The sequence below is a fragment of the Kitasatospora sp. NPDC030952 genome, from assembly GCF_055571335.1.
Genome location: NZ_JBVIFM010000034.1, coordinates 1 through 25,763 on the forward strand (window position 1 = coordinate 1; position 25,763 = coordinate 25,763).

22 protein-coding genes, 1 pseudogene and 1 riboswitch are annotated in these 25,763 nt (G+C 71.7%); of the genes and pseudogenes, 11 read left to right on the forward strand and 12 right to left on the reverse strand.

The genetic code is table 11. From position 1 onward, the window contains the following. Positions 1–109: 109 nt before the first annotated feature. From ACZ47G_RS36385 to ACZ47G_RS36395, 3 genes are read right to left on the reverse strand one after another with little or no spacing between them, the layout of a single operon-like run. Entirely contained in the window at positions 110–1,186 is a 1,077-nt protein-coding gene (locus ACZ47G_RS36385; protein ID WP_465750364.1) for a threonine aldolase family protein, read from the reverse strand. Continuing rightward, the gene (locus ACZ47G_RS36390) at positions 1,183–1,941 is read right to left on the reverse strand and encodes an SDR family NAD(P)-dependent oxidoreductase (RefSeq protein ID WP_465750253.1); all 759 of its coding nucleotides are present in this window, start codon (positions 1,939–1,941) and stop codon (positions 1,183–1,185) included. The genes ACZ47G_RS36385 and ACZ47G_RS36390 overlap by 4 nt, the downstream gene beginning before the upstream one ends. Beyond that, positions 1,938–3,338 carry a DUF6421 family protein gene (locus tag ACZ47G_RS36395; protein WP_465750255.1) on the reverse strand — a complete coding sequence of 467 codons (1,401 nt, stop codon included), beginning with the start codon at positions 3,336–3,338 and terminating at the stop codon, positions 1,938–1,940. The genes ACZ47G_RS36390 and ACZ47G_RS36395 overlap by 4 nt, the downstream gene beginning before the upstream one ends. Positions 3,339–3,927: 589 nt before the next feature. Between ACZ47G_RS36395 and ACZ47G_RS36400 the strand changes: the two genes are divergently transcribed. The 5 genes from ACZ47G_RS36400 (at position 3,928) to ACZ47G_RS36420 (ending at position 8,333) form a co-directional block, all read left to right on the forward strand. Further along, positions 3,928–4,815, forward strand: coding sequence for an ABC transporter substrate-binding protein (locus tag ACZ47G_RS36400; protein ID WP_465750257.1), 888 nt, complete (start codon positions 3,928–3,930; stop codon positions 4,813–4,815). A gap of 113 nt (positions 4,816–4,928) precedes the next feature. After that, positions 4,929–5,750, forward strand: a complete 822-nt coding sequence (locus tag ACZ47G_RS36405) for an amino acid ABC transporter permease (protein ID WP_465750366.1) — start codon at positions 4,929–4,931, stop codon at positions 5,748–5,750. Then, positions 5,747–6,505: an amino acid ABC transporter ATP-binding protein gene (locus ACZ47G_RS36410; RefSeq protein ID WP_465750259.1), complete on the forward strand. Its 759-nt coding sequence runs from the start codon at positions 5,747–5,749 to the stop codon at positions 6,503–6,505. The genes ACZ47G_RS36405 and ACZ47G_RS36410 overlap by 4 nt, the downstream gene beginning before the upstream one ends. 154 nt (positions 6,506–6,659) lie before the next feature. Next, entirely contained in the window at positions 6,660–7,226 is a 567-nt protein-coding gene (locus ACZ47G_RS36415) for a DUF5134 domain-containing protein (RefSeq protein ID WP_465750261.1), read from the forward strand. Positions 7,227–7,385: 159 nt separating this feature from the next. After that, the gene (locus tag ACZ47G_RS36420; RefSeq protein WP_465750263.1) at positions 7,386–8,333 is read left to right on the forward strand and encodes a M56 family metallopeptidase; all 948 of its coding nucleotides are present in this window, start codon (positions 7,386–7,388) and stop codon (positions 8,331–8,333) included. A gap of 41 nt (positions 8,334–8,374) precedes the next feature. On the opposite strand, the gene ACZ47G_RS36425 is transcribed toward ACZ47G_RS36420, so the two are convergent. Next, positions 8,375–8,821, reverse strand: a complete 447-nt coding sequence (locus ACZ47G_RS36425; RefSeq protein WP_465750265.1) for a MarR family winged helix-turn-helix transcriptional regulator — start codon at positions 8,819–8,821, stop codon at positions 8,375–8,377. 87 nt (positions 8,822–8,908) lie between these two features. On the opposite strand from ACZ47G_RS36425, the gene ACZ47G_RS36430 reads away from it, so the two are divergent. Both ACZ47G_RS36430 and ACZ47G_RS36435 read left to right on the forward strand, forming a co-directional pair. After that, on the forward strand, positions 8,909–10,423 hold the full coding sequence (locus ACZ47G_RS36430) for an MFS transporter (protein ID WP_465750267.1): 1,515 nt from the start codon (positions 8,909–8,911) through the stop codon (positions 10,421–10,423). A 225-nt stretch (positions 10,424–10,648) separates the two neighbouring features. Continuing rightward, positions 10,649–11,254 (forward strand): TetR/AcrR family transcriptional regulator, encoded by a 606-nt coding sequence (locus ACZ47G_RS36435; RefSeq protein ID WP_465750269.1) that lies wholly within the window; start codon positions 10,649–10,651, stop codon positions 11,252–11,254. A gap of 173 nt (positions 11,255–11,427) precedes the next feature. Here ACZ47G_RS36435 and ACZ47G_RS36440 read toward each other — a convergent pair whose 3' ends face one another. Further along, positions 11,428–12,294, reverse strand: a complete 867-nt coding sequence (locus tag ACZ47G_RS36440) for a helix-turn-helix domain-containing protein (protein WP_380453173.1) — start codon at positions 12,292–12,294, stop codon at positions 11,428–11,430. Positions 12,295–12,711: 417 nt separating this feature from the next. Here ACZ47G_RS36440 and ACZ47G_RS36445 point away from each other — a divergent pair. Next, positions 12,712–13,182 (forward strand): annotated as a pseudogene (locus tag ACZ47G_RS36445) (ATP-binding protein); the annotation flags it as partial. A gap of 380 nt (positions 13,183–13,562) precedes the next feature. On the opposite strand, the gene ACZ47G_RS36450 reads toward ACZ47G_RS36445, so the two are convergent. Then, entirely contained in the window at positions 13,563–13,826 is a 264-nt protein-coding gene (locus tag ACZ47G_RS36450) for a DUF397 domain-containing protein (protein ID WP_380453175.1), read from the reverse strand. Between the two features lie 555 nt (positions 13,827–14,381). Between ACZ47G_RS36450 and ACZ47G_RS36455 the strand changes: the two genes are divergently transcribed. Next, positions 14,382–15,326 (forward strand): sirohydrochlorin chelatase family protein, encoded by a 945-nt coding sequence (locus ACZ47G_RS36455; RefSeq protein ID WP_465750272.1) that lies wholly within the window; start codon positions 14,382–14,384, stop codon positions 15,324–15,326. Positions 15,327–15,824: 498 nt separating this feature from the next. Next, positions 15,825–15,987: riboswitch (cyclic di-AMP (ydaO/yuaA leader) on the forward strand. 7 nt (positions 15,988–15,994) lie between these two features. Then, positions 15,995–17,326 carry a transglycosylase family protein gene (locus ACZ47G_RS36460; protein ID WP_465750274.1) on the forward strand — a complete coding sequence of 444 codons (1,332 nt, stop codon included), beginning with the start codon at positions 15,995–15,997 and terminating at the stop codon, positions 17,324–17,326. Between the two features lie 287 nt (positions 17,327–17,613). Here ACZ47G_RS36460 and ACZ47G_RS36465 read toward each other — a convergent pair whose 3' ends face one another. From ACZ47G_RS36465 to ACZ47G_RS36485, 5 genes are all read right to left on the reverse strand, one after another. Continuing rightward, a complete protein-coding gene (locus tag ACZ47G_RS36465) occupies positions 17,614–18,633 on the reverse strand; it encodes a LacI family DNA-binding transcriptional regulator (RefSeq protein WP_465750276.1) in 1,020 nt (339 codons plus the stop codon). A gap of 25 nt (positions 18,634–18,658) precedes the next feature. Then, positions 18,659–20,356 (reverse strand): glycoside hydrolase family 13 protein, encoded by a 1,698-nt coding sequence (locus ACZ47G_RS36470; protein ID WP_465750278.1) that lies wholly within the window; start codon positions 20,354–20,356, stop codon positions 18,659–18,661. Between the two features lie 89 nt (positions 20,357–20,445). Next, positions 20,446–21,351 (reverse strand): sugar ABC transporter permease, encoded by a 906-nt coding sequence (locus ACZ47G_RS36475; protein WP_465750280.1) that lies wholly within the window; start codon positions 21,349–21,351, stop codon positions 20,446–20,448. A 70-nt stretch (positions 21,352–21,421) separates the two neighbouring features. Next, positions 21,422–22,423: a carbohydrate ABC transporter permease gene (locus ACZ47G_RS36480; RefSeq protein WP_465750282.1), complete on the reverse strand. Its 1,002-nt coding sequence runs from the start codon at positions 22,421–22,423 to the stop codon at positions 21,422–21,424. A 79-nt stretch (positions 22,424–22,502) separates the two neighbouring features. Next, positions 22,503–23,783 (reverse strand): extracellular solute-binding protein, encoded by a 1,281-nt coding sequence (locus ACZ47G_RS36485; RefSeq protein ID WP_465750284.1) that lies wholly within the window; start codon positions 23,781–23,783, stop codon positions 22,503–22,505. Between the two features lie 311 nt (positions 23,784–24,094). On the opposite strand from ACZ47G_RS36485, the gene ACZ47G_RS36490 reads away from it, so the two are divergent. Beyond that, the gene (locus ACZ47G_RS36490) at positions 24,095–24,595 is read left to right on the forward strand and encodes a GNAT family N-acetyltransferase (protein ID WP_465750286.1); all 501 of its coding nucleotides are present in this window, start codon (positions 24,095–24,097) and stop codon (positions 24,593–24,595) included. Here the strand turns inward: ACZ47G_RS36490 and ACZ47G_RS36495 are convergent, their stop codons facing one another. Beyond that, on the reverse strand, positions 24,596–25,672 hold the full coding sequence (locus ACZ47G_RS36495; RefSeq protein WP_465750288.1) for an aldose epimerase family protein: 1,077 nt from the start codon (positions 25,670–25,672) through the stop codon (positions 24,596–24,598). Positions 25,673–25,763 lie beyond the last annotated feature (91 nt).

Below are 25,763 nucleotides of genomic sequence, written 5' to 3' on the forward strand. Positions count from 1 at the left end.
GCCCCGGTCTCCCGCGGCGACTCCGGAACTGTACGGGCACCGACCCGCCACATGCAAATCGCCTCCGCCCGGGGCTCCGGGCGGAGGCGATCAGCTGTCAGGGGCGCGGTCAGACGCGGCCCATCTCCTCGGCGATGGCCGCCGCGAAGGCGTCGATGTCGGCCTCCGTGGTGTCGAAGGCGCACATCCAGCGCACCTCGCCGGTGTGCTCGTTCCAGAAGTAGAAGCGGTAACGCTTCTGCAGTCGCTCGCTCACCTCGCGCGGGAGGATCGCGAACACCGCGTTCGCCTGGACCGGGCGGACGACCTCGATGCCGTCAATCTTCCGGACCGCCGCCTCCAGCCGGCTGGCCATCGCATTGGCGTGGCCGGCGTTGCGCAGGTAGAGGTCGCCCGAGAGCAGTGCCTCGAACTGGACGGAGACGAAGCGCATCTTCGAGGCGAGCTGCATCGACGTCTTGCGCAGGTACTTGATGTTGCGCACCCGCTCCGGGTTGAGCACCACCACGACCTCACCGAGCAGCAGGCCGTTCTTCGTACCGCCGTAGGACAGCACGTCGACGCCGGCGTCGGTGGTGAACTCCCGCATCGGCCGGCCGAGCGCCGCGGCGGCGTTGGCCAGCCGGGAGCCGTCCATGTGGACGAGCATGCCGAGCTGGTGGGCGTGCTCGGTGATCGCGCGGATCTCGTCGATCGTGTAGAGGGTGCCGAGCTCGGTGCTCTGGGTGATGGAGACCGCGAGCGGCTGGGCGCGGTGCTCGTCGCCGAAGCCCCAGGCCTGCCGGTCGAGCAGCTCAGGGGTGAGCTTGCCGTCCGGGGTCGGGACGGTGTGCAGCTTGATGCCGCCCATCTTCTCCGGGGCGCCGCCCTCGTCCACGTGGATGTGGGCGGTGTCGGCGCAGACCACGGCGCCCCAGCGCGGCAGCAGCGCCTGGAGGGCGACCACGTTGGCGCCGGTGCCGTTGAAGACGGGGTAGGCCTCGGCCTTGTCTCCGAAGTGGCGGCGGAAGACGTCCTGGAGGTGGGCCGTGTAGTCGTCCTCGCCATAGGCGACCTGGTGGCCACCGTTGGCGAGGGCGATCGCGGCGAGGACCTCGGGGTGCACGCCGGCGTAGTTGTCGCTGGCGAAGCCGCGGACGGCGGGGTCGTGCCGCCGTACGGCGTCCGTACGGGTGAGGTCGGTCATCGGGCTGTCAGCCACAGGTGCTGTCCGTTCAGTTCTGCTGCGGGGCGGTCCCAGAGGTCCGCCAGGTGTTCGGCGAGGTCGGCGGTGTCGGTGAAGCCGGCGAACTTCGCCTCCGGCTTCTCGGCCCGCATCTCGGGGCTGACCAGCGCCTTGATGACCAGGATCGCAGCCGCCGCGGTGGGTTCGCCGTCCGGGGAGGTGGTCTCCTTCTTGAAGGAGTCGGCCATGGCGAGGGTCCAGGCCTCGGTGGCGGCCTTGGCGGCCGCGTAGGCGGCGCCGCCGGCGGTCGGCTTGTGCGCCGCCGCGGCGGAGACCATCGCGTAGCGGCCGGCCGGGCTGCGGACCAGCGCGGGCTGGAAGGCCAGCGAGGTGTGCTGGAGGGTGCGCACGACGGTGTCGTGCAGGAAGTCCCAGTCGTCCAGGCGGCTGTCGAAGAAGGTCTTGCTGCCGCGCCAGCCGCCGACCAGGTGGAACAGGCCGTCGACGTGGCCGTGCTCGGCCTCCAGGTGGTCGGCCCAGTCGTGGACCTCCTGCGGGTCGAGCAGGTCGATCACCTGGCCGCTCACCTTCGCCCCGCGCACCGCGACGCGGGTGGCGTCCAGGGCGGACTCCAGGCGCTGGGGGTCGATGTCGGCCCCGATCACGGTGGCGCCGTCGGCCGCGAGGCGGCGCAGCACGGCCTGACCGGCCGGGCCGCTGGCCCCGGCGACGGCGATGACCTTGCCGGCCAGCTTGGTGGAGGGGGTGGTGGTCACGCGGCGACTCCCTGGATACCGGCGCCGGTGATGCCGGCGGTGGCGGCGATGACGCCGCGGAGCTTCTTGGACAGGGCCTCGTAGAACATGCTCAGCGGGAACTCGTCCGGGAGCACGGCGTCGCACAGCGCCTTGTTCAGGGCCTTGCCGTCGGTGATGTCGAGCGGGAGGGCCTCGGGGCCCTTCGCCCAGGTGGAGGCCGGGTGCGGGGTGAGGTAGCGGGAGACCAGCTCGTACGCGGCGATCCAGTGGGCCGGCTTGGGCCGGTCGATGCCGTCGCGGTAGAGGGTCTCGATGTCGCCGCACAGCGCGTTGGTGACCTGCGGGGCGAGGTCCCAGTCGATGGTGAGGCGGTTGTCGCGCCAGCGCAGCGCGTCGTGCTTGTGCAGGTACGCGAAGAGCAGCTGGCCGCCGAGGCCGTCGTAGTTGCGGACGCGGTCGCCGCTGACCGGGAAGCGGAACATGCGGTCGAAGAGGATCGCGTACTGGACGTCGCGGGCGTGCGGGTTGCCCTCGGCCTCGAGCTTCACCGCCTCCTTGAAGGTGGTGAGGTCGCAGCGGAGCTCCTCCAGGCCGTACATCCAGAACGGGCTGCGCTGCTTGATCATGAAGGGGTCGAACGGCAGGTCGCCGTGGCTGTGGGTGCGGTCGTGGACGAGGTCCCACAGGACGAAGGTCTCCTGCGCGCGCTGCTGGTCCTGGAGCAGGCCCTCGGCGTCGGCCGGGATCTCCAGGCCGAGCTGCTGGACGGCGCTGGTCGAGACGGCCCGGAAGCGGGCGGCCTCGCGGTCGCAGAAGATGCCGCCCCAGGTGAAACGTTCCGGCGCCTTGCGCACGGAGACCGTCTCGGGGAAGAGGACGGCGGAGTTGGTGTCGTACCCGGCCGTGAAGTCCGTGAAGGTGATCGGGACGAACATCGGGTTGTCGAAGCGGGTGCGCTCCAGCTCGTCCAGCCACTCGGGCCACACCACGCGCAGCAGGACGGCTTCCAGGTTGCGGTCCGGGTTGCCGTTCTGGGTGTACATGGGGAACAGGACCAGGTGCTCGAGGCCGTCCTCGCGCTGGTCGGCGGGCTGGAAGGCGAGCAGCGAGTCCAGGAAGTCGGGCTCGCGGTACCCGGTGTCGGCCCACTTGGCCAGGTCGACGTCGACGGCGGCCAGGTAGGCGGCGTCGTGCGGGAAGTTCGGGGCGAGCTCCGCGACGGCGGCCCGGACGGTGGCGACCAGCGGGTCGACGGTGTGCCGCTGGACCACGGACAGGTCGATCGAGCCGTCCTTGGACTGCAGCGGGCGCAGCGTCTCGACGGCCTCCTTCAGGCGCAGCCACGCCGGGTGGGTGGCGAGGGTCGAGACCGGGGCGTCGGCCGCCGCAGCGAGCCTTGGCGAAAGATTCTGCATCGTGGACTCACTTCGGCAGGAGTTATTTCAACGAGGACACCATAAGTACGAAAGGTTCTCCCGTTCAAGGGGGCCTGGACCGACAAAACTCTCGTGCACTGCCGCTCCGGCCCCAAAACCTGCGCCGGGCGCACACCTTCGGGCAGGTGTCCGGCATGTGGACGGTGTCCTGGATGTCCTGGACAGACGAGCCGTCCTGATGCGAACCTCCCCGCATGTTCCCGGAGGTGATCACGGTGACCGAGCGCCACGACGGCCCGTGCCGGTTGCCCGCCCGTCAGCAGGCCTGTTGTCGCCGCCGCTGCCGCGCGCACGGCTGTCGCCGCCGCTGTCGTCGTTGACCCGGCCGCGGCGGTCGGGCCGGCCACGACCGGCCGGCTGCCGCTGATCCGGCCCGGGGCGCCGCGGACGCGGGCCCGTACGCCGACCATGCCGTGTGTGTTCCGGCGCCGCCACTGGGGGAAGTGACCCGCCGGGAAGCGGCCCGCCCGGCCGGGCCCCCGCAGCGCCCGCGCCCGCCCCGCCTCGTCCCTCCCCACCCTGCCCGTACCGCGCTCTCCCGCCCGGTCCCTCCCCCTGGAGCCCCGCCATGAGCCTCCGCAAGCCGTCCGCCGTCCTGCCCCTCGCCGCTCTGGTGGTCGCCACCGCCGTGCTCACCGGGTGCGCGCCGCAGGACGCCAAGTCCGACGGGGCCGCCGGTGCCCCCGGTACGGCCGGGGCCACGGCGGGTTGCGCGCCCGGGGCGCTGGCGACGCGGACCGCCGGAAAGCTGACCATCGGCACCGACAAGCCGGCGTACGACCCGTGGTTCTCCGAGGACAAGCCGGAGAACGGCAAGGGCTTCGAGTCGGCGGTGGCGTACGCGGTGGCGGAGAAGCTGGGCTACCCCAAGGACAAGGTCGGCTGGGTGGTCGCGCCGTTCGGCAAGGCGACCGCGCCGGGCGCCAAGGACTTCGACTTCGACGTCAACCAGGTGTCCATCAGCGACGAGCGCAAGCAGGCGGTGGACTTCTCCTCCGGCTACTACGACGTGCGCCAGGCCGTCATCGCGCTCAAGGGCTCCAAGGCGGCGGGCGCCAGGAGCATCGCCGACCTCAAGGGCGCCAAGCTGGGCGCGCAGGTCGGCACCACCAGCCTGGACACCATCACCAACACCATCAAGCCCAGCGGCCAGCCGGCCGTGTTCGACTCCAACGACCTGGCGAAGGCCGCGTTGAAGAACGGTCAGGTCGAGGCACTGGTGGTCGACCTGCCGACAGCCTTCTACATCACCGGGGCCGAGGTGCCGGAGGCCCAGGTGGTCGGGCAGTTCGAATCGGCCTCGAAGGGTGAGCAGTTCGGCCTGGTCCTGGACAAGGGCTCCGGGCTGACGCCGTGCGTCTCGCAGGCGGTGGACGCCCTGCGCGCGGACGGAACGCTGGCCGAGCTGGAGAAGCAGTGGCTGTCGGACGCCGTCTCCGCACCGGTGCTGAAGTGACCGGGGGCACCGGCACGGCCGGGCCGGTCGGCACCGCGGAGGGCCCGGCGGCGCCGGGGGAACCGAAGGACCGGACGGCGGCGGACGACGGGTACCGCCCCTCCGAACGGCGGCTGGCGCACGAGGCGTACCGACGGGCCCGCGCCCGCCGCTCGGCGCTGATCGCCACCGCCTCCACCGCGGCGACGGCCGTCGTGCTCTACCTGCTGATCGTCAACTCCCCCGGCTGGGAGGTCACTCGGCGGACCTTCTTCAACCTGGACTACGCCCGCCAGGCCCTGCCCGAGGTACTGCGGGGGCTGCGGCTGAACCTGGAGCTGATGCTCGGCTGCGGGGTGCTGATCCTGGTGTTCGGGCTGCTGCTCGCGGTGCTGCGGACGCTGCGCGGGCCGGTCTTCCTGCCGGTGCGGCTGCTGGCCACCGCGTACGTGGACTTCTTCCTCGGGCTGCCGATGATCATCTGCCTGCTGGTGATGATCACCGGGGTGCCGGCGCTGCGGCTCACCGGGGTGACCACCGATCCGCTGCTGCTCGGCGGGGCCGCGCTGGTGCTGACGTACTCGGCGTACGTGTCGGAGGTGTTCCGCTCGGGCATCGAGTCGGTGCACCCGAGCCAGCGGGCGGCGGCGCGGTCGCTGGGGCTGACCAACGCGCAGGCGATGCGGTACGTGGTGCTGCCGCAGGCGGTGCGGCGGGTGGTGCCGCCGCTGCTCAACAATCTCGTCAGCCTGCAGAAGGACACCGGGCTGGTCTCGATCGGCGGTGCGATCGACGCGGTGTACGCGGCGAAGATCATCGCGGCGCGCTCCTTCAACTTCACGCCGTACCTGGTGGCGGGGCTGGTGTTCATCGTGCTGACCATTCCGCTGACCAGGTTCGCCGACTGGCTGACCACGCGGACGAACCGTCGGCAGTTGCAGGGAGGTGCGGTGTGAGCGGGACGGACGTGCTCCGGCTGGAGTCCGTGCGCAAGACCTTCGGCGGTCAGGTGGTGCTGCGCGGCGTGGACCTCGCCGTGCCCGAGCACTCGGTGACGGCGCTGATCGGGGCCTCCGGCTCCGGGAAGTCCACGCTGATGCGGTGCGTCAACCTGCTGGAGGGGATCGACGACGGGGCGATCTTCCTGGACGGCGAGGAGATCACCGACCCGCGTGCGGACGAGGACGCCGTGCGGCGCCGGATCGGGGTGGTGTTCCAGTCGTACAACCTGTTCCCGCACATGACGGTGCTGGAGAACGTCACGCTCGCGCCGCGCCGGGTGCACCGGGTGGGACGGGCGGAGGCCGAGGAGAAGGCGCTGGCGCTGCTGGACCGGCTCGGGCTGGCGGCCAAGGCCGGGGAGTACCCGGACCGGCTGTCCGGCGGGCAGCAGCAGCGGGTCGCCATCGTGCGGGCGCTGGCGGCCGGGCCCCGGCTGCTGCTGCTCGACGAGATCACCGCGGCGCTCGACCCGGTGCTGGTCGGGGAGGTGCTGTCGGTGGTGCGGGACCTCAAGGAGCAGGGGATGACGATGGTCCTCTCCACCCATGAGATGGGCTTCGCCCGTGAGGTCGCCGACCAGGTCTGCTTCCTGGACGGCGGGGTGGTGCTCGAACAGGGGCCACCGGAGCAGGTGTTCGGCGATCCCCGGGAGGAGCGGACCCGGGAGTTCCTCAGCCGGGTCGTCGCCTCGGGGCGGCTCCAGGGCTGAGCCGGCGGTCGGAGGGGTGGGCCTGCCGGGGTGGACCGCACCACGGCGGTCACCACTGTGCGCCCCTGTGCGCGCCCTGGTGGCGCCGGGGGCGGAGCGGTGATCGTGGACGGGACGATCGTCGCCCGTCGTCCGCCACCCTGGGAGGCCGCCGTTGCACGGACCCACCCTGGTCAACTGGCTCCTCGCCCTTCTCACCGCCACCGCCGGCGCCTCCTGCCTGACCCGCCTGCGGCACTCCCCCTGCGCCACCACGACGCCGGGCGCACGCCGCGCCCACCCCTCGCTGGCCCGGGAGTCCGACGCCGCCGAAGCCCTGATGGGGCTCGGCATGGCGGCGATGGCCGTCACCGGCGCGACCGTCCCGGCCGCCGTCTGGGCCGGCCTGTTCGGCCTGCCCGCCGCCGCCTTCCTGCTCGCCGCCCTGTACGCCCCGGCCGGCCGGGCGCACCGGCTGCACCATGCCGTCGGCGCGCTCGCCATGACGTACATGGCCCTCGCGATGACCGCCTCCCCCGGCGGCCACCACCACGCCGCCGCGCTCGGCACCCCGCTGCTGACCGGCGCCCTGCTGCTCTACTTCGGCGGCTACTCCCTCTGGGCCGGCGCCCGGCTGCTGCACACCCCCGCCGGCACCCTCGCCCTCGGCACCACCGGACTGCCCCGGGCCTGCCGGCTGACCATGGGGATCGGCATGTTCGCCATGCTCCTGGCCATGTGACGCGCCCCGCGGACGGCAGTTCGAGGACGGCCCAAGGCCCGCGCCAGCGGGTGGCGTTGGTCACTGGCCGGTCGAAAGCCGTTCCACCGGGCGTCGACAGCGCATAGGTTGGCGGGGAGCGCGTTGTCGCGTTCCGTGCGTACTCGGGGAGCCCATGCGATGACTGCCCTGATCGGCCTGCTGCTGCTCGGCCTGCTGCTCTCCACCGTGGTGCCCCGGCTGCTGGCCCGGGCGCGCTGGGTGGAGCGCGAACCGGTGCTGGCGCTGCTGGTGTGGCAGTGCATCGTGGTGGCCGTCCTGCTGTGCTGCGCCCTGGGCCTGGTGCTCGCCGCGTCCGCCGCCGAGCCCGCGCTGCGCGACTGGGTGTTCGCCGGCGCCCCGCACGGCGTGGAGGCCGCGTACGGTCTGCAGGACGCCGAGGGCTGGGGCCGGCTGTGCGCCGCCGTACTGGCCGCGGGCGCGCTGCAGACGGTGCTGGCGCTCACCCGCGAGGTCCGTACGGCCAAGGCCCTCCGCAACCGCCGTCACGCCCAACTGGCGACCCGCGCACCGGAGTTGCCTGATGCCATCGAGGCCGCCCGGAGCCGCCGGGAGCGGCTGGTGGTGCTGGAGAACATCCGCCCCGAGGCCTGGTCGCTGCCCGGCCCGAACTCCCGCCTGGTGGTCACCACCGGCGCCCTCCAGCAGCTCACCGACCGGGAGTTGGCGGCCGTGCTGAGCCATGAGCGCGGGCACGTCCGGGCCCGGCACCACTGGCTCCAGCAGTTCGCCCAGGCGCTCGCCTCCGGCTTCCCCGGCATCGGCGTGTTCCGGGCCTTCCGGGACCAGGTGGCGGAGTTGGTCGAGCTGGCCGCCGATGACCGGGCCGCGCGACGGCACGGTCGCCACACCACTGCCCTGGCGTTGGCCGAACTCAACCTGGACCGCGGGGTGTTCGGCTCCTGCCCACCCGGCCTGGCGCAGTCCCCGAAGCGGGTGGACCGGCTGCTCGCGGGGCGCCCCCGGCTGTCCGTCCCGCACCGGCTGCGGCTGACCGCCGTCGCCCTGGCGGCGCCCGCCGGGGCCGTTCTGCTGGCCGTCGCACCGGGGCTCCACTCGCTGCTCTGAGATCCCGAAAAAGCAGTCCGTGTCAGGGCATTGACGCAGCGTCAGTCGAGGTCGGACTCTCCACAGAGCGGCGTGAACCGGCCACCCAGGGTCTGTCCGAGCACCTCGCGGTGCAGCGCCCGGGCCTGGTCGTAGCGCTCCCGCCCGGCCGGGGTGAGGGCGATCATGATGCCGCGCCGGTCACTCGGACACATCGCCCTGGTCACCAGTCCGCCCTTCTCCAGGCGGGCGATCAGCCGGGACAGCGCGCTCTGGCTCAGATGGACGGTGGGCCCCAGTTCGCTCGCCCGCAGGGCGGCCCGGCCGTCGGCCTCGCACCCCTCCACCAGGCGTTCCAGCACCTCGAACTCGCTCATGCCCAGCCCGTGCTTCTCGCCGAGCTCGCGGTCGAGCGTGCAGACGGCAACGGCGTGGCGGGCCAGCAGCTCACGCCATTCCGCGATGAGACCGGCCTCCGCCGAGGCTTCGAGGGGGTCGAGTTCAGCCACCCCGCCACCCTAGCAGGTGCACCGTAAATTTATGCGTTCACATCTTATTCATTTGCATTGAATGCACGTGCATGTACTGTCCTCCCCATGACCACCGCGACCGTCACGCCAACCGACGCTCCGTCAACCAGCGGGCTGAACTGGACACCCCGCCTCTGGGGCACCCTGATCGTGCTCTGCGCCGCCATGTTCCTGGACGCCCTGGACGTCTCGATGGTGGGCGTCGCCCTCCCGTCCATCGGCTCCGAACTGCACCTCTCGACCTCCACCCTGCAGTGGGTGGTCTCCGGCTACGTACTCGGCTACGGCGGCCTGCTGCTGCTCGGCGGGCGGGCCGCCGACCTGCTCGGCCGCCGCCGGGTCTTCCTGATCGCGCTGGGCGTCTTCGCCGCCGCCTCGCTGGTCGGCGGCCTGGTCGACGACGGCGGCCTGCTGATCGCCGCCCGCTTCCTCAAGGGCGTCAGCGCCGCCTTCACCGCCCCGGCCGGCCTGTCGATCATCACCACGACCTTCGCGGAGGGCCCCGCCCGCAACCGGGCGCTGTCGATCTACACCACCTGCGGCGCCAGCGGCTTCTCGCTCGGCCTGGTACTGAGCGGGCTGCTCACCTCGGTCGGCTGGCGCTGGACCTTCCTGATGCCCGTCCCGGTCGCACTGCTCGCCCTGCTCTTCGCCGTCCGCCTGCTCCCCCGCCCGGTCGAGGAGCCCGCCAAGGGCGGCTACGACGTGCTCGGCGCGATCACCGGCACCTCGACCGTGCTGCTGCTGGTGTTCACGGTGACCGAGGCCCAGGGCGCCGGCTGGCTGAGCCTGCGCACCCTCGGCTCGCTGGTGGTGGTCGCCGCACTGGCGGCGGCCTTCCTGCTGATCGAGAGCCGTGCCGCCCACCCGCTGGTCCGGCTCGGCATCTTCCGCAACGGGTCGGTGGCCCGCGCCAACGTGGTCGCCTTCGCGATGACCGGCGCGTACGGCGGCTTCCAGTTCGTCGTCACCCTCTACCTCCAGCACCTGCTCGGCTGGTCGGCCCTCCAGATGGCCCTGGGGCTGCTGCCGGCCGGCGCCTTCATCGCCCTCTCGGCGCCGTTCATGGGCCCGATCGTGGACCGCTTCGGCACCGGCCGGCTGCTGCCGATCGGCCTGCTGGCCCTGGCCGGCGCCTTCGCCCTGTTCCTGCGCCTGGACGAGCACAGCTCGTACCTGGTGCTGGTGCTGCCCTCGATGCTGCTGCTCGGCGTGGGCTTCGCGCTGGCCTTCCCCTCGGTGAACATCGCGGCCACCGACGGCGTGGCCGACGAGGAGCAGGGACTGGCCTCGGGTCTGGTGAACACCGCGATCCAGGTCGGCACCGCCGTGGTGCTGGCCGGCGCGACCGCGATGATCACGGCCGGGAGCGCGGGCGGCGACAGCGCCCAGGCCCAGCTGGACGGCTACCGGCCGGCGCTGTTCCTGGTCACGGCGGTCGCAGTGGTCGGACTGGTGGTGGCGACGGTGGGAGCCGTGGTGGACCGCCGCCGAAACGTCACTCTCGCGTCGGTGCCGGATTATGATTATCCGTCTGCCGGACCGTCCGTGGCCCGGGCCGAAGTCCTGACCGAGCGCTGACCCACTGGCCCCCACCCACGGCCGACCCCCGACCGCCGGGCCCTGGTGCCGGCTCCACCAAACCCCCGTGTTGGTGGAGCCGGCCGTCGTTTGTACCGGCCGCCGGGGGCCCGTCGGACACGGTTCCACGGTGCGGCTACCGGCTTCGCAAGTATATTGGCCCGGAGTCAACGAACGTTCGGAGCAGACACGATGGCACCTCGCGGGGATTCGGTCAATGAGGAGATGCGGCAGCGCTCCCGCCGACGCATCATGCGGGCCACGGTCGAGCTGGTTGACCAGCACGGTTACGCGGGCACCACGCTGACCGACATCGCCGAACGGGCCGGACTCGCCCGCGGTTTGCTCTCCTACTACTTCGACGGCAAACGACTGCTGATGCAGGCCGCGACGCACCGGATGATGCACCAGGCGCTGTCCGGCGCACTCGCCGAACTGCCGCCGGACGCCTCCCCCCGGGCCCGCCTGGCCCGCGCGATCGACGCCGTCCTCAACCTGGCCATGGACCACCCCCGGGTGATGCGCTCGCACCTCGCGCTGATCCTCGACCCCGACACCGGCGCCTTCGTCCAGGACCCGGAGCAGCAGCAGCTCGGCGCGATCCTGCAGAACCTGCTGGAGGACTGGGGCGCACCGGACCCGGTCGCCGAACACGCGCTGCTGCGCAGCGCGTTGATGGGTGGCTGCATCGGAGTGCTGCTGCCGGGCGCCGAGATCCCGCTGGCGCCGATCCGGGCCGACCTGTTCCGCCGCTACGACCTGCCCTGGGAGTTGGGCCGCCCGCCGCAGCCGCTGCCGCCGGAACGCGAACGGCCGCCGACCCGCGGCTGACGGCGGGGGCGGCGGCCGAGCGGTTCGACGACCGGCGTAGCGGTTTCACGACCGGCGTAGCGGTTTCACGACCGGCGTAGCGGTTTCACGACCGGCGGGGCGGTTCGACGACCGGCGGAGCGGTTCCCGGAGCGGCCCGAGGGACGATCTCCCCCGCCCCGCCCGGGAGTTGCTCAGCGCTCCTTCAGGATCGAGGACAGCAGGTCTATCGTGCGCTCCGGCGTGAGGCTGTCCACGCAGAGCCGCTCCATGACCTGGATGTACGCGTCGACGTCGTCCCGCTTGTCCAGGTACAGCGCACTGGTGAGCTGCTCCAGGTAGACCACGTCCGCGAGGTCCTGCTCCGGGAAGCGCAGGATCGAGAACGCCCCGGACTCGCCCGCGTGCGCGCCGAAGCGGAACGGCATGACCTGGATGACCACGTTGGCCTGCTCGGCGACGTCGATCAGGTACTGCACCTGACCGCGCATCACCTTGGGCCCGCCGACCGGCCGGCGCAGCGCCGCCTCGTCGATGACCGCCCACAGACGCGGGCTGGCCCCCTCGGTCAGCAGCTTCTGCCGGCGCAGGCGGAGGCTGACCCGCCGCTCGACCTCCTCCTCGCTGATGACCGGCCGACTCTGGCCGAAAACCGCCCGTGCGTACTCCTCGGACTGCAGCAGTCCGGGGATGAACTGCACCTCGTAGGTGCGGATCAGCTGGGCGGCCTCCTCCAGTCCGACGTAGGTCTGGAACCACCCCGGCAGCACGTCGTTGAAGCTGTGCCACCAGCCGGACTTGTTGGCCTCGCGGACCAACCCGAGCAGGGCCTCCCGCTCCAGGCCGTCGTCGACGCCGTAGAGACTGAGCAGGTCGGCGACGTCGCGCTCCTTGAAGCTGACCCGGCCGAGCTCCATACGACTGATCTTGGACTCGGACGCGCGGATCGCGTAGCCCGCGTCCTCACGGGTGATGCCGCGCGCCTCACGCAGGCGACGCAGCTGCGAGCCGAGGAGGATCCGGCGGACCATCGAGCCGCCGCCCGGCTGAACTGTGGTCATGCGGTCGAAACCTCCACCTAGGGCAAACAGCGCACAGTCTGCCATCAGTTGAGCGCTCACGGTGCCGATACTGACGGATGTTCCTATCAGTTCCACACTCCGCACACCAGGATGCACGTGCATCCGGCGCTTGCATATGCCAATAGTGCGACTGCACGTGAATCGACTCTTGCATCTGCAGTGAGCGCACACCACCATGGTGCACGTGCACCTGCACATCCCTGGCAATCCCGCGGGCTCCGCGTCGACCCCACGCGCGACTCCGTGCACCGACCCGGCGGCGTCCCCGCGCCATCGGGCGTTCGAGTGCGCGCGCGCCTGGTCGAAGGGGCGGCCGAGCGGCCGAGCGAGTCGGAGGTGACCGGCATGACCCCGGCGGGTCCAGCCGTGTCCGCCCCCTTATGGGAGGAGCTCTTCATGAGCACCGGTACGGCTTTGGCAGTTGACCCACATGTGGTCACCTGTACGCTCGCTCCTCGCTTCGAAGCCGTGAGATCCGCTCGCGACTTCGCCCGGACCGCTCTCCAGCGCTGGGGCCTGATGGAGCTGTTCGACGATGTCGCACTGGTGGCCTCGGAACTCGTCACCAACGCGCTCCGGCATGCGATCGGCGCACGGCCCGACCCGTCGGGCGGCGCCCTGGGCGAGTACGACTTTCCCACACAGCCGACCCCGGAGGGGCGACTGCCGATCCGAATAAGCCTGGTGCACCGCGCACCCCAGGTGGTCTGCGCGGTGAGCGATCCGAGCAGCACCGGCCCGGTGGCCCGGGAGGCGGACTTCGTCGCCGAATCCGGCCGCGGGCTGCACCTGGTGGAGTCGTTCAGCCACTCCTGGGGCTGGCACCCGCTGGGCAGCGGCAAGGTGGTCTGGGCCATGTTCGAGGCGGAGCCGGCCGGCGGCAGCGGACTCGACTGCGGCGGCCTGGGCGGCAGTCGGCTCGACGGCACCGGACTCGACGGTCACGCGCTCGACGGACGAGTCGACGTCGGTGGACGGCACCGGCGCTCGGCCTAGCGCCGCACGGCGCACGGCCGACCGAGGGGCGACCCGGGAGGACCACACCCCGGGCCCTTCAGCCAGGCCCCGGTCCCGCACGGCCGGCACGTTCCCTGCGGCCCTCACGTCCCGTACGGCCGGCACATCCCGCACGGCCGGCGCATCCCGCCGCGGGACCGTCCGGACGCGAGCAGGGCCGCCGGACAAAGACAAAGGCCGTCGTGGTGTCAGCACCCACGACGGCCCCCCGATGGTGGCCCGGCGGCCGGTCAGACCGCCAGGTGGTCGAACTCCCCGTCCTTGGCGCCCAGCAGCAGCGCGGCGATCTCGGCCCGGGTGTAGATGAGCGCCGGACCGTCCGGGAAGCGCGAGTTGCGCATCGCCACGTCGCCGCCCGGCAGGGCCGCGAACTCGACGCAGTTGCCCTGGGAGTTGCTGTGCAGGCTCTTCTGCCAGACCACCCCCTTGAGGTCTGCGGCGGCCATCCCGTTGTAGGTGTGGTTCGAGCCGTGCGTTACCTGCGAGTCGTGCATAGAAGTCTCCCGAAGAGCTCCGGAGTTGTCGTCCAGCGCGGCGCCCCCGGCACCCGCCGAACGGACCGGCCCCGTACCGGTCCGGCACAACGCCTCACTTGACGCGATGATAGCCGCAGTGCACGTGCATCAGCACGGGACATTGCAGGTGCACGAGGCCTTTTACCGGTCGCCGCGAACTCTTCACGGACCCTTCTCCTGACGGTACGTAAACGGACATAGCCGATGGAATCGTCGGGTTGTCCATAACCGGCCGTGAGCGGCCCCCCGCTGAATGTTGATCTTCGAATGCCGGGAGTCGCACTTTCGTGACCCTCCGTCAGTCCATCCTCCGACTGTGAGACATCTCACGCACCTCTCGTGCAACGCGATGCCCCGCGGCGCACGTCTGGGCAACCGTGCGAGTCCGAACGGGGGTTGGGTGAGGAATGTCCGGATTGTAGGCAAACACTCCGGACCGGCGCGGCAGGGACACGGCCTCCGCACCACGACCACCCGAAACCCGTACGGCAGCCGACTGCAGGCCTGACGGGCAGATGTCCTACGATCTCCGGCATGAGCACCGCAGCCATCCCGGGCGCGCCACTGCCCGTCCGCACTCCAGGCTCCCGTGCGCGGGGGCGCCACCGCCGCCCCGAGCGCCCCGAGATCCGCACCGGCTCGCCGGCCCTGGTGCTCGCCGTACCCGCGACCCCGGGGCCCGAGTCCCGCTCGGTCGTCGAGGAACTGCTCTCGATCGTCCGCAGTGAGCACACCGGCGTCCAGGCCGCGGTCGGCTACCTCCCGACCGACGGCGCCACCACCGGGGGCGCCGAGGAGCGCACCGTCGCGGAGCTGCTGGCGGCGGCCGCCGAGGCCGGACTGCCGACGCCCGTCGTGGTGCCGCTGGTGCCCGGCCCGCACGGCTTCCTGACCGGGCTTCACGCCCTCGCCGCCGAGTACGGCGCGACCGTCACCGACGCCCTGGGCCCGCACCCGCTGCTGGCCGAGGCCGTCCACGTGCGACTGTCCGAGGCCGGGCTGGCCCGGGCCGACCGGGCCCGGCTGTTCGCCATCGCGACCGCCGCGGACGGCGTGGTCCTGACCACCGTCGGCGGCGAGGAAGCGGCCGCCGCGGCCGGGATCACCGGCGTCCTGCTGGCCGCCCGACTGGCCGTCCCGGTCGTCCCCGCGGCGCTCGACGTGCCCGGCTCGGTCGCCGCCGCCGTCAACCACCTCAAGGAGACCGGCTCCCAGCGCCCCGCGCTGGCCCCGCTCGTGATCGGCCCGGAGGCGGACTCCGAGCTGCTCGCCACGGCCGCCGAGGAGACCGGCTGCCCGTCGGCGGCGCCGCTGGGCGCGTACCCGACGGTCGGCCAGCTGATCGCCTCCACCTACCTGGCCGCGCTGCCCACGCCGACGGCGGAGGAGCTGGCCGAGGCGGAGGCCGCCGCCACCGCCGGGGCCGGGGAGGGCTCCCGCCGCGCCCACGCGGCCGCCGAAGGGCCCCTGGAGGGCTGACGGCCACCTCCCGTACGACCTGGCGGAACGCCCGCCGGAGAGCCCGCGACCGCCCGTCGCGGCACCCGCACCACCGAAGGGCCCGGAACGGCTGCGTTCCGGGCCCTTTCGACGTGTTCGGATCGCCCCACAGGAGAGTTAAGCGGTCAATGCGACGCAATGTCCGTTCTGGTGCCATTTGTCGATGAATTGTCGGCGCGTTGTCCGGCGCTCGATTCACTGCCGCTCCACCGGCGCGCGGGCATGCCCCCGTCGCGCTCCAACGCTCCGTCACTTCACTCCTGAGGCGAAGCCAGTTATCGGAATCCATCGCGAATTTGCAAGAAAACGATCATTTGCGATCATGAATTACGAGCCATTTGACGTTTCCCACTAAACCGTGATGCGCGTCACAGGTATTTGCAGTTTTAACTTAAGTCTGCATAACGTGCTCCCCGTTCGTGACCACACGGACCCAGTTCATCCGCGACGCCGAGTCCTGCCGTCGGATGTCCTGGCAGCGCGAAAACGCATCACGGCAGGAGCGGGGGAACCACAGGTAAGTCGCCCTAGGTCGTTTTCCGGAACGGTCCAGGGCTAGGGGTGAAGCCGCGCCCACAGCGCGGCCGGGCAACTCCAGCCCGAATCCGACAGCTCACCTCGCAGGCGTGGGAGAGGACCGCGTCTTCATGCTGCCTTCCAACGGCAACCGCCTGTCCAGCCGCACCCGTCGCGTGATCGCCGCCCTCGGCGTCGCCGGCGTCGGCCTCACCGTCCCCTGCCTCACCACCGGCACCGCCAACGCCGCCTCCGTCGCCACCTGGGACAAGGTCGCCCAGTGCGAGAGCAGCGGCAACTGGAGCATCAACACCGGCAACGGCTTCTTCGGCGGCCTGCAGTTCACCTCCAGCACCTGGGCCGCCTTCGGCGGTACCGCGTACGCCCCGCAGGCCAACCAGGCCACCAAGGACCAGCAGATCGCCGTCGCCGAGAAGGTCCTCGCCTCGCAGGGCCCCGGCGCCTGGCCGGTCTGCTCGGTGCAGGCCGGGCTGACCCAGGGCGGCGCCGCCGCCGCGGTCGACACCTCGGCCGGCTCCACCGCCGCCAAGCCCGCCGCCAAGCCGGCCACCAAGCCCGCCCAGGCTCCGGCCCAGGCGGCGACGCCCGCCAAGCCGGCCGCGCCCGTCCAGGACCAGGCGCAGACCTCCGGTGACTCCGCCTCCTCCGCCGACTCCGCCGCCAACGGCGGCTGGGCGCAGAAGCGTCAGGCGCAGGCCCAGGGCGGCAGCTACACCGTCGTCGACGGCGACTGGCTGTCCTCGATCGCCACCAAGCACAACGTCCAGGGCGGCTGGCAGCGGCTGTACGACCTCAACCGCAGCACCCTGACCGACGGCCCGGACACCATCTACCCGGGCCAGCAGCTGACCTTCGGTGACGGCGGCTCGGCCCAGGCCGACCAGTCCTCCACCGCCACCAAGTCCGGCTCGGACTTCACCTGGTTCGACCGCTCGAAGAAGTCCGGCCAGGCCTCGAACGGCGGTGCCGTGAACGCCAAGCCGATCGACCAGGGCACGTCCACCGCCTCGAAGCCGGCTTCCAAGCCCGCCTCGAAGCCGGCCGCCCAGGCGCAGACCCCGGCCCCGGCCCAGACCGCCACCGGCAGCATGGCCGCGGCCGTCTCCTTCGCCCAGTCGAAGGTCGGTCAGGCGTACGTCTACGGCGGCACCGGCAACGGCGGCTGGGACTGCTCCGGCCTGACCCAGGCCGCGCTGCGCGCCGCGGGCGTCAACATCCCGCGCGTCGCCGCCGACCAGGCCGCCGCCAGCACCCACGTCTCGCTGGACAGCCTACAGCCGGGCGACCTGCTGTTCTGGTCGAACAACGGCCAGGACTCCGGCGTCTACCACGTCGCCATCTACATCGGCAACGGCCAGTACGTCGAGGCCGCCAACCCGAGTTCGGGCGTCCGCCTCCAGACCATCGCCAACTGGGCTCCGGACTTCGCCGGCCGGGTCTGAGGACACCGCGCGCACCGCGCGCACCGCGCACCGCACGGCTGACGAATGACAGCTGACGGATAACAGATTTCATCATCTGTCATCCGTCAGCCGCCGGCCGCCGGCCGCCGTCACCCGACAGCCCCGGGGAGAGTCTGGTCGCTCCCCCGGGGCTTCGCCGTACCCACGCGCCCGACCGCCCGGCCGCCCAGGAGGGCTGAGCAGCCGGACCACCCCGCCCGCGCGCCGACGGGCCCCGGAGAGCAACCGCCCTCCGGGGCCCGTCAGTTGGACGGCACCCGCCGGCCTCAGCGCGCACAGGCTCCCGTGGAACCCCGCATCACCAGCTCCGGCTGGAACATGAACTCCCCACGCTGGGCGGCGTTCCCGCCCACCTCCTCCAGCAGGGCGTCCACCGCGGCCGTCGCCATCGCCTCGACCGGCTGCCGGATCGTCGTCAACGGCGGTTCGGTGAAGGCGATCAGCGGCGAGTCGTCGAAGCCGACCACCGACACGTCCTGCGGCACCGACAGCCCCCGCTGCCGCACCGCCCGGATCGCCCCGAGCGCCATCATGTCGCTCCCGCAGACGATCGCCGTGCAGCCCTTGTCCAGCAGCGCGCCGGCCGCCGCGTGCCCGCCCTCCACGCTGAACAGCGTGTGGTGGACGAGGCCCTCGGCCTGCTCCTCGCTGTGCCCGAGCACCTCGCGCATCGCCGCCGTGAAGCCCTCGATCTTGCGCAGCACCGGCACGTACCGCCGCTGCCCGACCGCCAGGCCGATCCGCTCGTGCCCGAGTTCGGCCAGGTGCTGGACGGCCATCCACATCGCGGAGCGGTCGTCCGGCGAGATGAAGGGCGCGTCGATCTTCTCGCTGTAGCCGTTGATCAGCACGAACGGCACCCCGCGCCCGGACAGCCGGGCGTAGCGGTCGTGGTCGGCCGTGGAGTCGGCGTGCAGTCCGGAGACGAAGACGATGCCCGCCACGCCCCGGTCCACCAGCATCTCGACCAGTTCGTCCTCGGTGGAGCCGCCGGGGGTCTGGGTGCACAGCACCGGCGTGTACCCGTGCCGGCTGAGCACCTGCTCGATCACCTGCGCCAGCGCGGGGAAGATCGGGTTGCTCAACTCCGGTGTGATCAGCCCGATCAGCCCGGCGCTGCGCTGGCGCAGGCGGGTCGGCCGCTCGTAGCCGAGCACGTCGAGCGCCGCCAGGACGGTCTGCCTGGTGGCGGCGGAGACGTTCGCCTTGCCGTTGAGTACGCGGGAGACGGTGGCTTCGCTGACCCCCGCCTGCGCCGCGATGTCTGAGAGTCGCGCCGTAGTCACGGTCCCAGAGCCTATTGCAACCACGTCAGACCGCCCACCAGCCGGTGGCGTCCGGAGCGAGCACCGTCTCGCCGCCGTCCACCACGAGTTCGGCCGAGGCGAGCAGCAGCCGGCCCGGCGCGGGGACGCGCACCGGTTCGCCGGTGGTGTTCACGGTGCAGACGAAGGAGCCGCGCCGGAAGGCGAGGGTGCCCTCGGGGCCGTCCAGCCACTCGACCTCGGTGCCGGCGCCGAGGTCGGGCTGGGCCCGTCGGACGGCCAGCGCGCTGCGGTAGAGCTCCAGGGTGGAGGTCGGGTCGCCGGTCTGCGCCTCGACGCTCAGTTCGGCCCACTCGGCCGGCTGCGGCAGCCAGGACGGTCCGCCCGCGACCGGCCCGAAGCCGTACGGGGCCTCGGTGCCGGACCACGGGATCGGGACGCGGCAGCCGTCGCGGTAGCCGTCCTGGCCGGCCTGGCGGAAGAAGGACGGGTCCTGGCGGACCTCGTCGGGCAGGTCGGTGACGTCCGGCAGGCCGAGTTCCTCGCCCTGGTAGACGTAGGCGGAGCCGGGCAGCGCGAGCATCAGCAGGGTGGCGGCGCGGGCCCGTCGCAGACCGAGCGCGCGGTCGCCGGGGGTGCGGATCTGGGTGCCGAGGCCGGGCTCGTTGGCGAAGCGGGTGGCGTGCCGGGTGACGTCGTGGTTGGAGAGCACCCAGGTGGTGGGGGCGTCGACCGGGCGCATCGAGTCGAGCGAGAGGTCGATCACCTCGCGCAGCGCGGCGGCGTCCCAATCGGTGCCCAGGTACTGGAAGTTGAAGGCCTGGTGCAGCTCGTCGGGGCGGACGTAGTTGGCGGTGCGCTGGACGGTCGGGGTCCAGGCCTCGGCGACGCCGATCCGCTGCCCCGGGTACTCGTCGAGGATCTTGCGCCAGCTGCGGTAGATCTCGTGCACGCCGTCCTGGTCGAAGAACGGCATGACGTCGTTGCCGAGCAGCTTGAGCTGGTCGGCGCCGCCGAGGTCGGGCAGGCCGGGGGCCTTGACCAGGCCGTGGGCGACGTCGATGCGGAAGCCGTCCACGCCCATGTCCAGCCAGAAGCGCAGGATCGAGCGGAACTCGTCGGCGACGGCCGGGTTCTCCCAGTTGAAGTCGGGCTGCTCCGGGGCGAACAGGTGCAGGTACCAGTCGCCGGGGGTGCCGTCCGGGTTCTCGGCGCGGGTCCAGGCCGGGCCGCCGAAGATGGACTCCCAGTCGTTGGGCGGCAGTTCACCGTTCTCGCCCTTGCCGGGGCGGAAGTGGTAGCGCTCGCGCAGCGGGGAGCCCGGGCCCTCGCGCAGGGCGCGCTGGAACCACTCGTGCTGGTCCGAGGAGTGGTTGGGGACGAGGTCGACGATGATCCGCAGCCCCAGCTGGTGGGCGTCGCGGATCAGCGCGTCGGCGTCCAGCAGGGTGCCGAACATCGGGTCCACCGCGCGGTAGTCGGCGACGTCGTAGCCGGCGTCGGCCTGCGGCGAGGCGTAGAACGGGGAGAGCCAGACGGCGTCCACGCCGAGGTCCCGCAGGTACGGCAGGCGGCTGCGGATGCCGGGCAGGTCGCCCATGCCGTCCCCGTTGGAGTCGGCGAAACTGCGCGGGTACACCTGGTAGATGACCGCGTCCCGCCACCAGCCTCTGGACACGCCCGCGTTCGCCTCGTGAGCGGTCTCGGCGGCAGGCCGGGAGGTGTCGGCCAGGTTCTGGGTCATGGACGGTATCCCTTGGGGACTAGAGGAGCGGGAGCGCTTGGTCATCGGGAAGCGCTGGGACGTGCGGAGCGCCGGGCCGGCGCGCGGCGTCAGGACTTGGAGGCACCGGCGGTCAGGCCGGTGACCAGGTGGCGCTGCACCAGGTAGAAGAAGGCCGCGGACGGGATGGCGATCAGCACGGCGGTGGCGGCCATCAGGTTCCACTGGGCGTCGTGCTCGCTGACGAAGCTCTGCAGGCCCACGGCCAGCGTGTACTTGTCGGAGCTGAGCATGAACGTGGAGGCGAACGGCACCTCGGCCCAGTAGGTCAGGAAGGAGTAGAACGCGGCCACCGCCAGGCCCGGCCGGGCGAGCGGCAGCACCAGCCGCCAGAAGGTGCCGAACGGGCTGAGCCCGTCGACCCGGCCGGCCTCGTCGATCTCCACCGGGATGGTGTCGAAGTAGCCCTTCATCAGCCAGGCGCAGTACGGCACGGTGGTGGTGGAGTAGACCAGGATCAGGCCGGCGTAGCTGTCCAGCAGGTCCAGCTCGGAGAGCATCGTGTACATCGGCACGATCAGCACCGCGATCGGGAACATCTGGGTGACCAGCAGGGACCACATCAGCGGCCGGTGCCCGGGGAACCTCATCCGGGAGACGGCGTAGCCGGCGGTGGCGGCGAGCAGCACGCCGAACACGGTGGTCACCCCGGCGACCAGCAGCGAGTTGCCGAACCAGGTGAAGAAGTCGGTGTCGCCCAGCACGTGCTGGTAGTTCGACAGCGTGAGCTTGCCGAAGATCTGGCCGGGGTGGAGGTAGTCGTTCTTGTCCGGCCCGAGCGAGACGAAGAGGATCCAGGCGACCGGGAACAGCGCGATCAGGCTGGCCAGGATCAGGACGCCGTGCGACAGCGCCTTGGACAGCGGGCTGCTCTCGCCGCGCGGGCGGAACTTGACGGGCCGCGCGGCCGGGGCCGCGGTCGTCGTGGGAGCGGGGCGTTCGGTGGTGGTGCTCATCGGGGTTACCTGCCTTCGTGGGTCGACCGGTGGGGGTCGGCTGGGTCCGGGGCGAACTCGGTCCGGGGCCTCAGCCGTTGGCCTGCTCGTTGCGGGCGAGCCAGCGCCGGTAGAAGGCGGTGAAGACGATCAGGATGGACAGCAGGATCACGCCGTACGCGGCGGACCCGGCGTAGTCCCGGGGAAGCTGGCCGAAGCCCAGGCGGTAGGCCCAGGTGACCAGCAGCTGGGCGTCCGGGGCGCCCTTGCCGAACAGCAGGAAGATCACGTTGAACTGGTTGAACGTCCAGATGACGCCGAGCAGCACGACGGTGGAGGAGACGCTGCGCAGCCCGGGCAGGGTGATGTGCCGGAACTGCTGCCAGCGGGTGGCGCCGTCCATCTCGGCGGCCTCGTACAGTTCGGCCGGGATCGACTGCAACCCGCCGAGCAGCGAGATCATCATGAACGGCACGCCGGCCCAGGTGTTGACCAGGATCGCAGCCGCCTTCTGGGCCCACGGGTCGGTGAGCCAGCCGGGCTCGGGCAGGTGCAGGGTGGAGAGCAGGGTGTTGACCACGCCGCCGTCGGAGAGCATCAGCCGCCAGGAGAAGACCGTGACGAAGGTCGGGACGGCCCACGGGAGGATGAGCATCATCCGGTAGGCGGCGCGCCCGCGCAGCTTCTTGTTGAGCAGTACGGCGAGGCCGAGACCGAGGGTGTAGTGCAGGCAGACACAGATGACGGTCCAGGCGATGGTCCACACGAAGTGGGACCAGAAGCGGTCGTACGAGCCCGGGCCCCAGAGGATGTCGGCGTAGTTGTGGAAGCCGATGTACTGGTAGCCGGCCGGGATCTCGTTGACGCCGATCTTGCGGGCGACGTTGAGGCTGTTGGCGTCGGTGAGGGTCAGCCAGATGCCCTGGACCAGCGGGTAGAACACCAGTGCGCCGAGCACCAGCACGACCGGGGCGATCATCGCGTAGGCGTACCAGTGCCTCGCGTAGGAGCGCTTGAGGCGTTCCAGCGGACCCGGACGCTGATCGCGTTCCCGGCTGCCCTTGCCGGTGGCGCCCTGCACGGCGACTGACATCGTTTGCACCTTCTCGGGGGGATTTCTCGGGGGAGCCGACGGCCCGGCCCGCCGGGGTCGGCGGGCCGGGCGGTGGTGACTACTTGGCGAAGCCCGGCAGGAGCTTGGCGTAGTCCGTGGCCACGGTGTTCAGCGCGTCCTGGGTGCCGGTGCCCTGGACGGTCTTGCCCAGGTTGGTGCCGAGCGAGTCGAACAGCGAGCTGTACTCGGGCAGTTCGGGGCGCGGCTTGGCGCTGCCGAGGATGGCCTGGAAGCCGGCGATGCCCGGGTCGGCCTTGACGTCCGCGGTGTAGGCGTCCGAGCGGGTCGGCAGGGTGGAGTTCTTCTGCGCGATGAAGGCCTGGCTCTCGGCCGAGGTCATGAAGGCGGCGAACTTCTCGGCGGCGGCCTTGTGGGCCTTGTCGGCACCGGCGTAGACGGCGATGTTGTGGCCGCCGGTGGGGGCGCCGGCCTTGCCGCTGGAGCCGGCCGGGACGGGGGCGATGCCGAGGTTCTTCTTGTCGGCGAACGCAGAGCCCTTGTAGATGTTGGTGATCTCCCACGGGCCCTGGATGATCGCCGCGACCTTGCCGCTGTTGAAGGCGTCCATCATGTGGGCGTAGGCGTCGGTGGTGACGTCGGCCTTGGCCGTGCCGGGCGAGGTGAACATCGACTTGTAGGTCTCGATGCCCTTGACGGCCTCGGGCGAGGTGATGGTGATCTTCTTGTTGGCGGCGTCGACCGCGTCGGTGCCCTCGCCGAACAGGAACGGCATCGCGTAGTAGCCGTCGGCGGCCTTCATCCAGAAGCCGTCCACGCCCGCCTTGTCCTTGACGGCGGCGGCGTCGGTCTTCAGCTCGTCCCAGGTCTTGGGGGCGTCGGTGATGCCGGCCTTGGCGAACAGGTCCTTGTTGTAGAGGAGGCCCAGGGTGTCGGTGACCAGCGGGACGCCGTACAGCTTGCCCTCGTACTTGGCCTGCTGGATCAGGCTGGGCTGGAAGGCGGAGGTGTCCGCGGCGGCCGGGGTGCCGTCCAGCGGCTCCAGGAAGCCGGCCTTGGCGAAGGCGGCGGTCCAGCCGACCTCGGAGCGGAAGACGTCGGGCGCGCCCTTGGCCCCCATGGCGGTCTGCAGCTTGTTCTGCGCCTGGTCGAACGGCACGTTGACGAAGTCGACCTTGATGTTCGGGTTGGCCGCCTCGAACTTCTTGACCAGTTCCTGGTAGTTAGGAGCCTCGTTGGTGGCGTTCGACGTGTCCCAGTAGGTGAGGGTGACCGGGCCGTCGGCCTTGCCGTCCGAGCCGGAGCCGCCACTGCTGCCACAGGCAGCCATCGAGACCGCGAGGGCCACAACGAGGGCAGAGGCCGCGATGCCACGCCGCATGAGAACTCCTAGGGAGGGTGGGGGTGCCCGAGATGTTCGGAGACAGGCGCATAATGGCTGCCTCGTGCCGACCGCACCGTTGCTGCCGTCGGGCTCGGGAAGGAAGTTAACAGCGGCGCAAGATCGACGGAAAGGCCTTGCAGCAAGTTTCTGCAAGAAACCGCGATCGTTACGCCCGCGTGTCCTGGGCGTGGCCGCACGGTAGTTGACAGCGCGGCGCAATGTCCGCCTTCGCCCGGTTCACCCCGATCCGCCCCGGCTGACGGAACCACCCTGCGTGGCCGGAAGGCGCCTGCAGCAGACTGGTACGCATGCGCATCAGAGCCGTCACCGAGGACGAACTGCCCCTGCTCGGCGAACTGGAGCGGGCCGCCGGAGCCCCCTTCGCGGAGATCGGGATGCCCGAGATCGCCGAGGACGAACCCCCCGCCCCGGAGGAACTGGCCCGCTACCTGGAGCACGGCACCGCCCTGGTCGCCGAGGCGCCCGACGGCAGCATCGCCGGCTACCTGCTGGCCGAACCGGTGGACGGCGCGCTGCACGTCGAGCAGGTCTCGGTCCACCCCGACCACGCCCGGCAGGGCATCGGCCGGGCGCTGATCGAGCACCTCGCCGCGGGCACCGACGCCCCCGCGCTCACCCTGACCACCTTCGCCGACGTCCCCTGGAACGCCCCCTACTACGCCCGCTGCGGCTTCCGCCCGCTGACCGACGCCGAACTCACCCCCGGCCTGCGCGGGATCCGCCGCCAGGAGGCCGAGCACGGCCTCGACCGCTGGCCCCGGCTCTGCATGCGCCGGGACCTGCGCTGATCAGCTGACGCCCAGCCGCAGCACCGTGGTCGAGCGGAACTCCTCCCCCGGCCGCAGCACGGTGCTCGGGAAGGCCGGGTGGTGCGGGGAGTCCGGGAAGTGCTGGGTCTCCAGCGCGATCCCGGCGAACGGCCCGTACGGCACCCCGCTCGCACCGGTGACCGCGCCCTGGAACTTGTTCGCCGTGTAGACCTGGACACCCGGCTCGGTGGTCAGCACCTCCAGGGTGCGGCCGCTGACCGGGTCCTCCAGCAGCGCCGCCCGCGCCGGGCCGCCGTCCGCCGGGCGGGGTCGCAGCACCCAGTTGTGGTCGTAGCCGCCCGGACCGGCCAGCTGCGGGTGCTCGTCGTGCACCGACTTGCCGATCGGGGTGGCCACCGTGAAGTCGAAGGGTGTGCCGGCCACCGGCTCGGTCCGCCCGTACGGGATCTGCCGCTCGTCGGCCGGGGTGTACCCGTCGGCGTCCAGGGTGAGCAGGTGGCCCAGGACGTCGCCGCTGCCCTCACCCGAGAGGTTGAAGTACGCGTGGTTGGTCAGGTTGACGACGGTCGGCTTGGTGGTGACGGCGCGGTAGTCGATCACCAGCTCGCCGCCCCTGTCCGGGGTGTGGGCGAGCGTGTAGGCGACGGTGACGTCCAGCGCCCCCGGGAAGCCCTGGTCGCCGTCCGGGCTGTGCAGCCGCAGCAGCACCCCGCCCTCGACCGGCTCGGCCGCCCACATCCGCTGGGCGAAGCCGTCCGGCCCGCCGTGCAGGGTGAGGCCGCCGCCGGTCGGGGCGAGCGGGTGCTCCTCGCCGTCGATGGTGACGCTGGAGCCGTCGATCCGGTTGGCGTACCGGCCCACCACCGTGCCGTAGTGCCGGGCCGGGCCCAGGATCTGCGCCAACTCGTCGGTGGACAGCAGCAGTTGGGCGGTGCGCCCGGCACGGTCCGGGGCACTGAGGGTGTGCAGGGTGGCGCCGAGGGTGAGCACGCTCGCCTCGTACGGGCCGGCGGTCAGCGTCCAGCGCTGGATCGCCGCGCCCGCGCCCGAGGGGTCGAGGGGTTCGCGGCGCACACTGGTGGCCTCGCTCGCCATGGCCTGCTCCTCACTGGCGGCAGCGGTGCCGCCGCTTACGCCCGGTGTCCCGTTCCGTCCGGGGGGCGTCTCGGCGGCCCCCCGTGGTGTC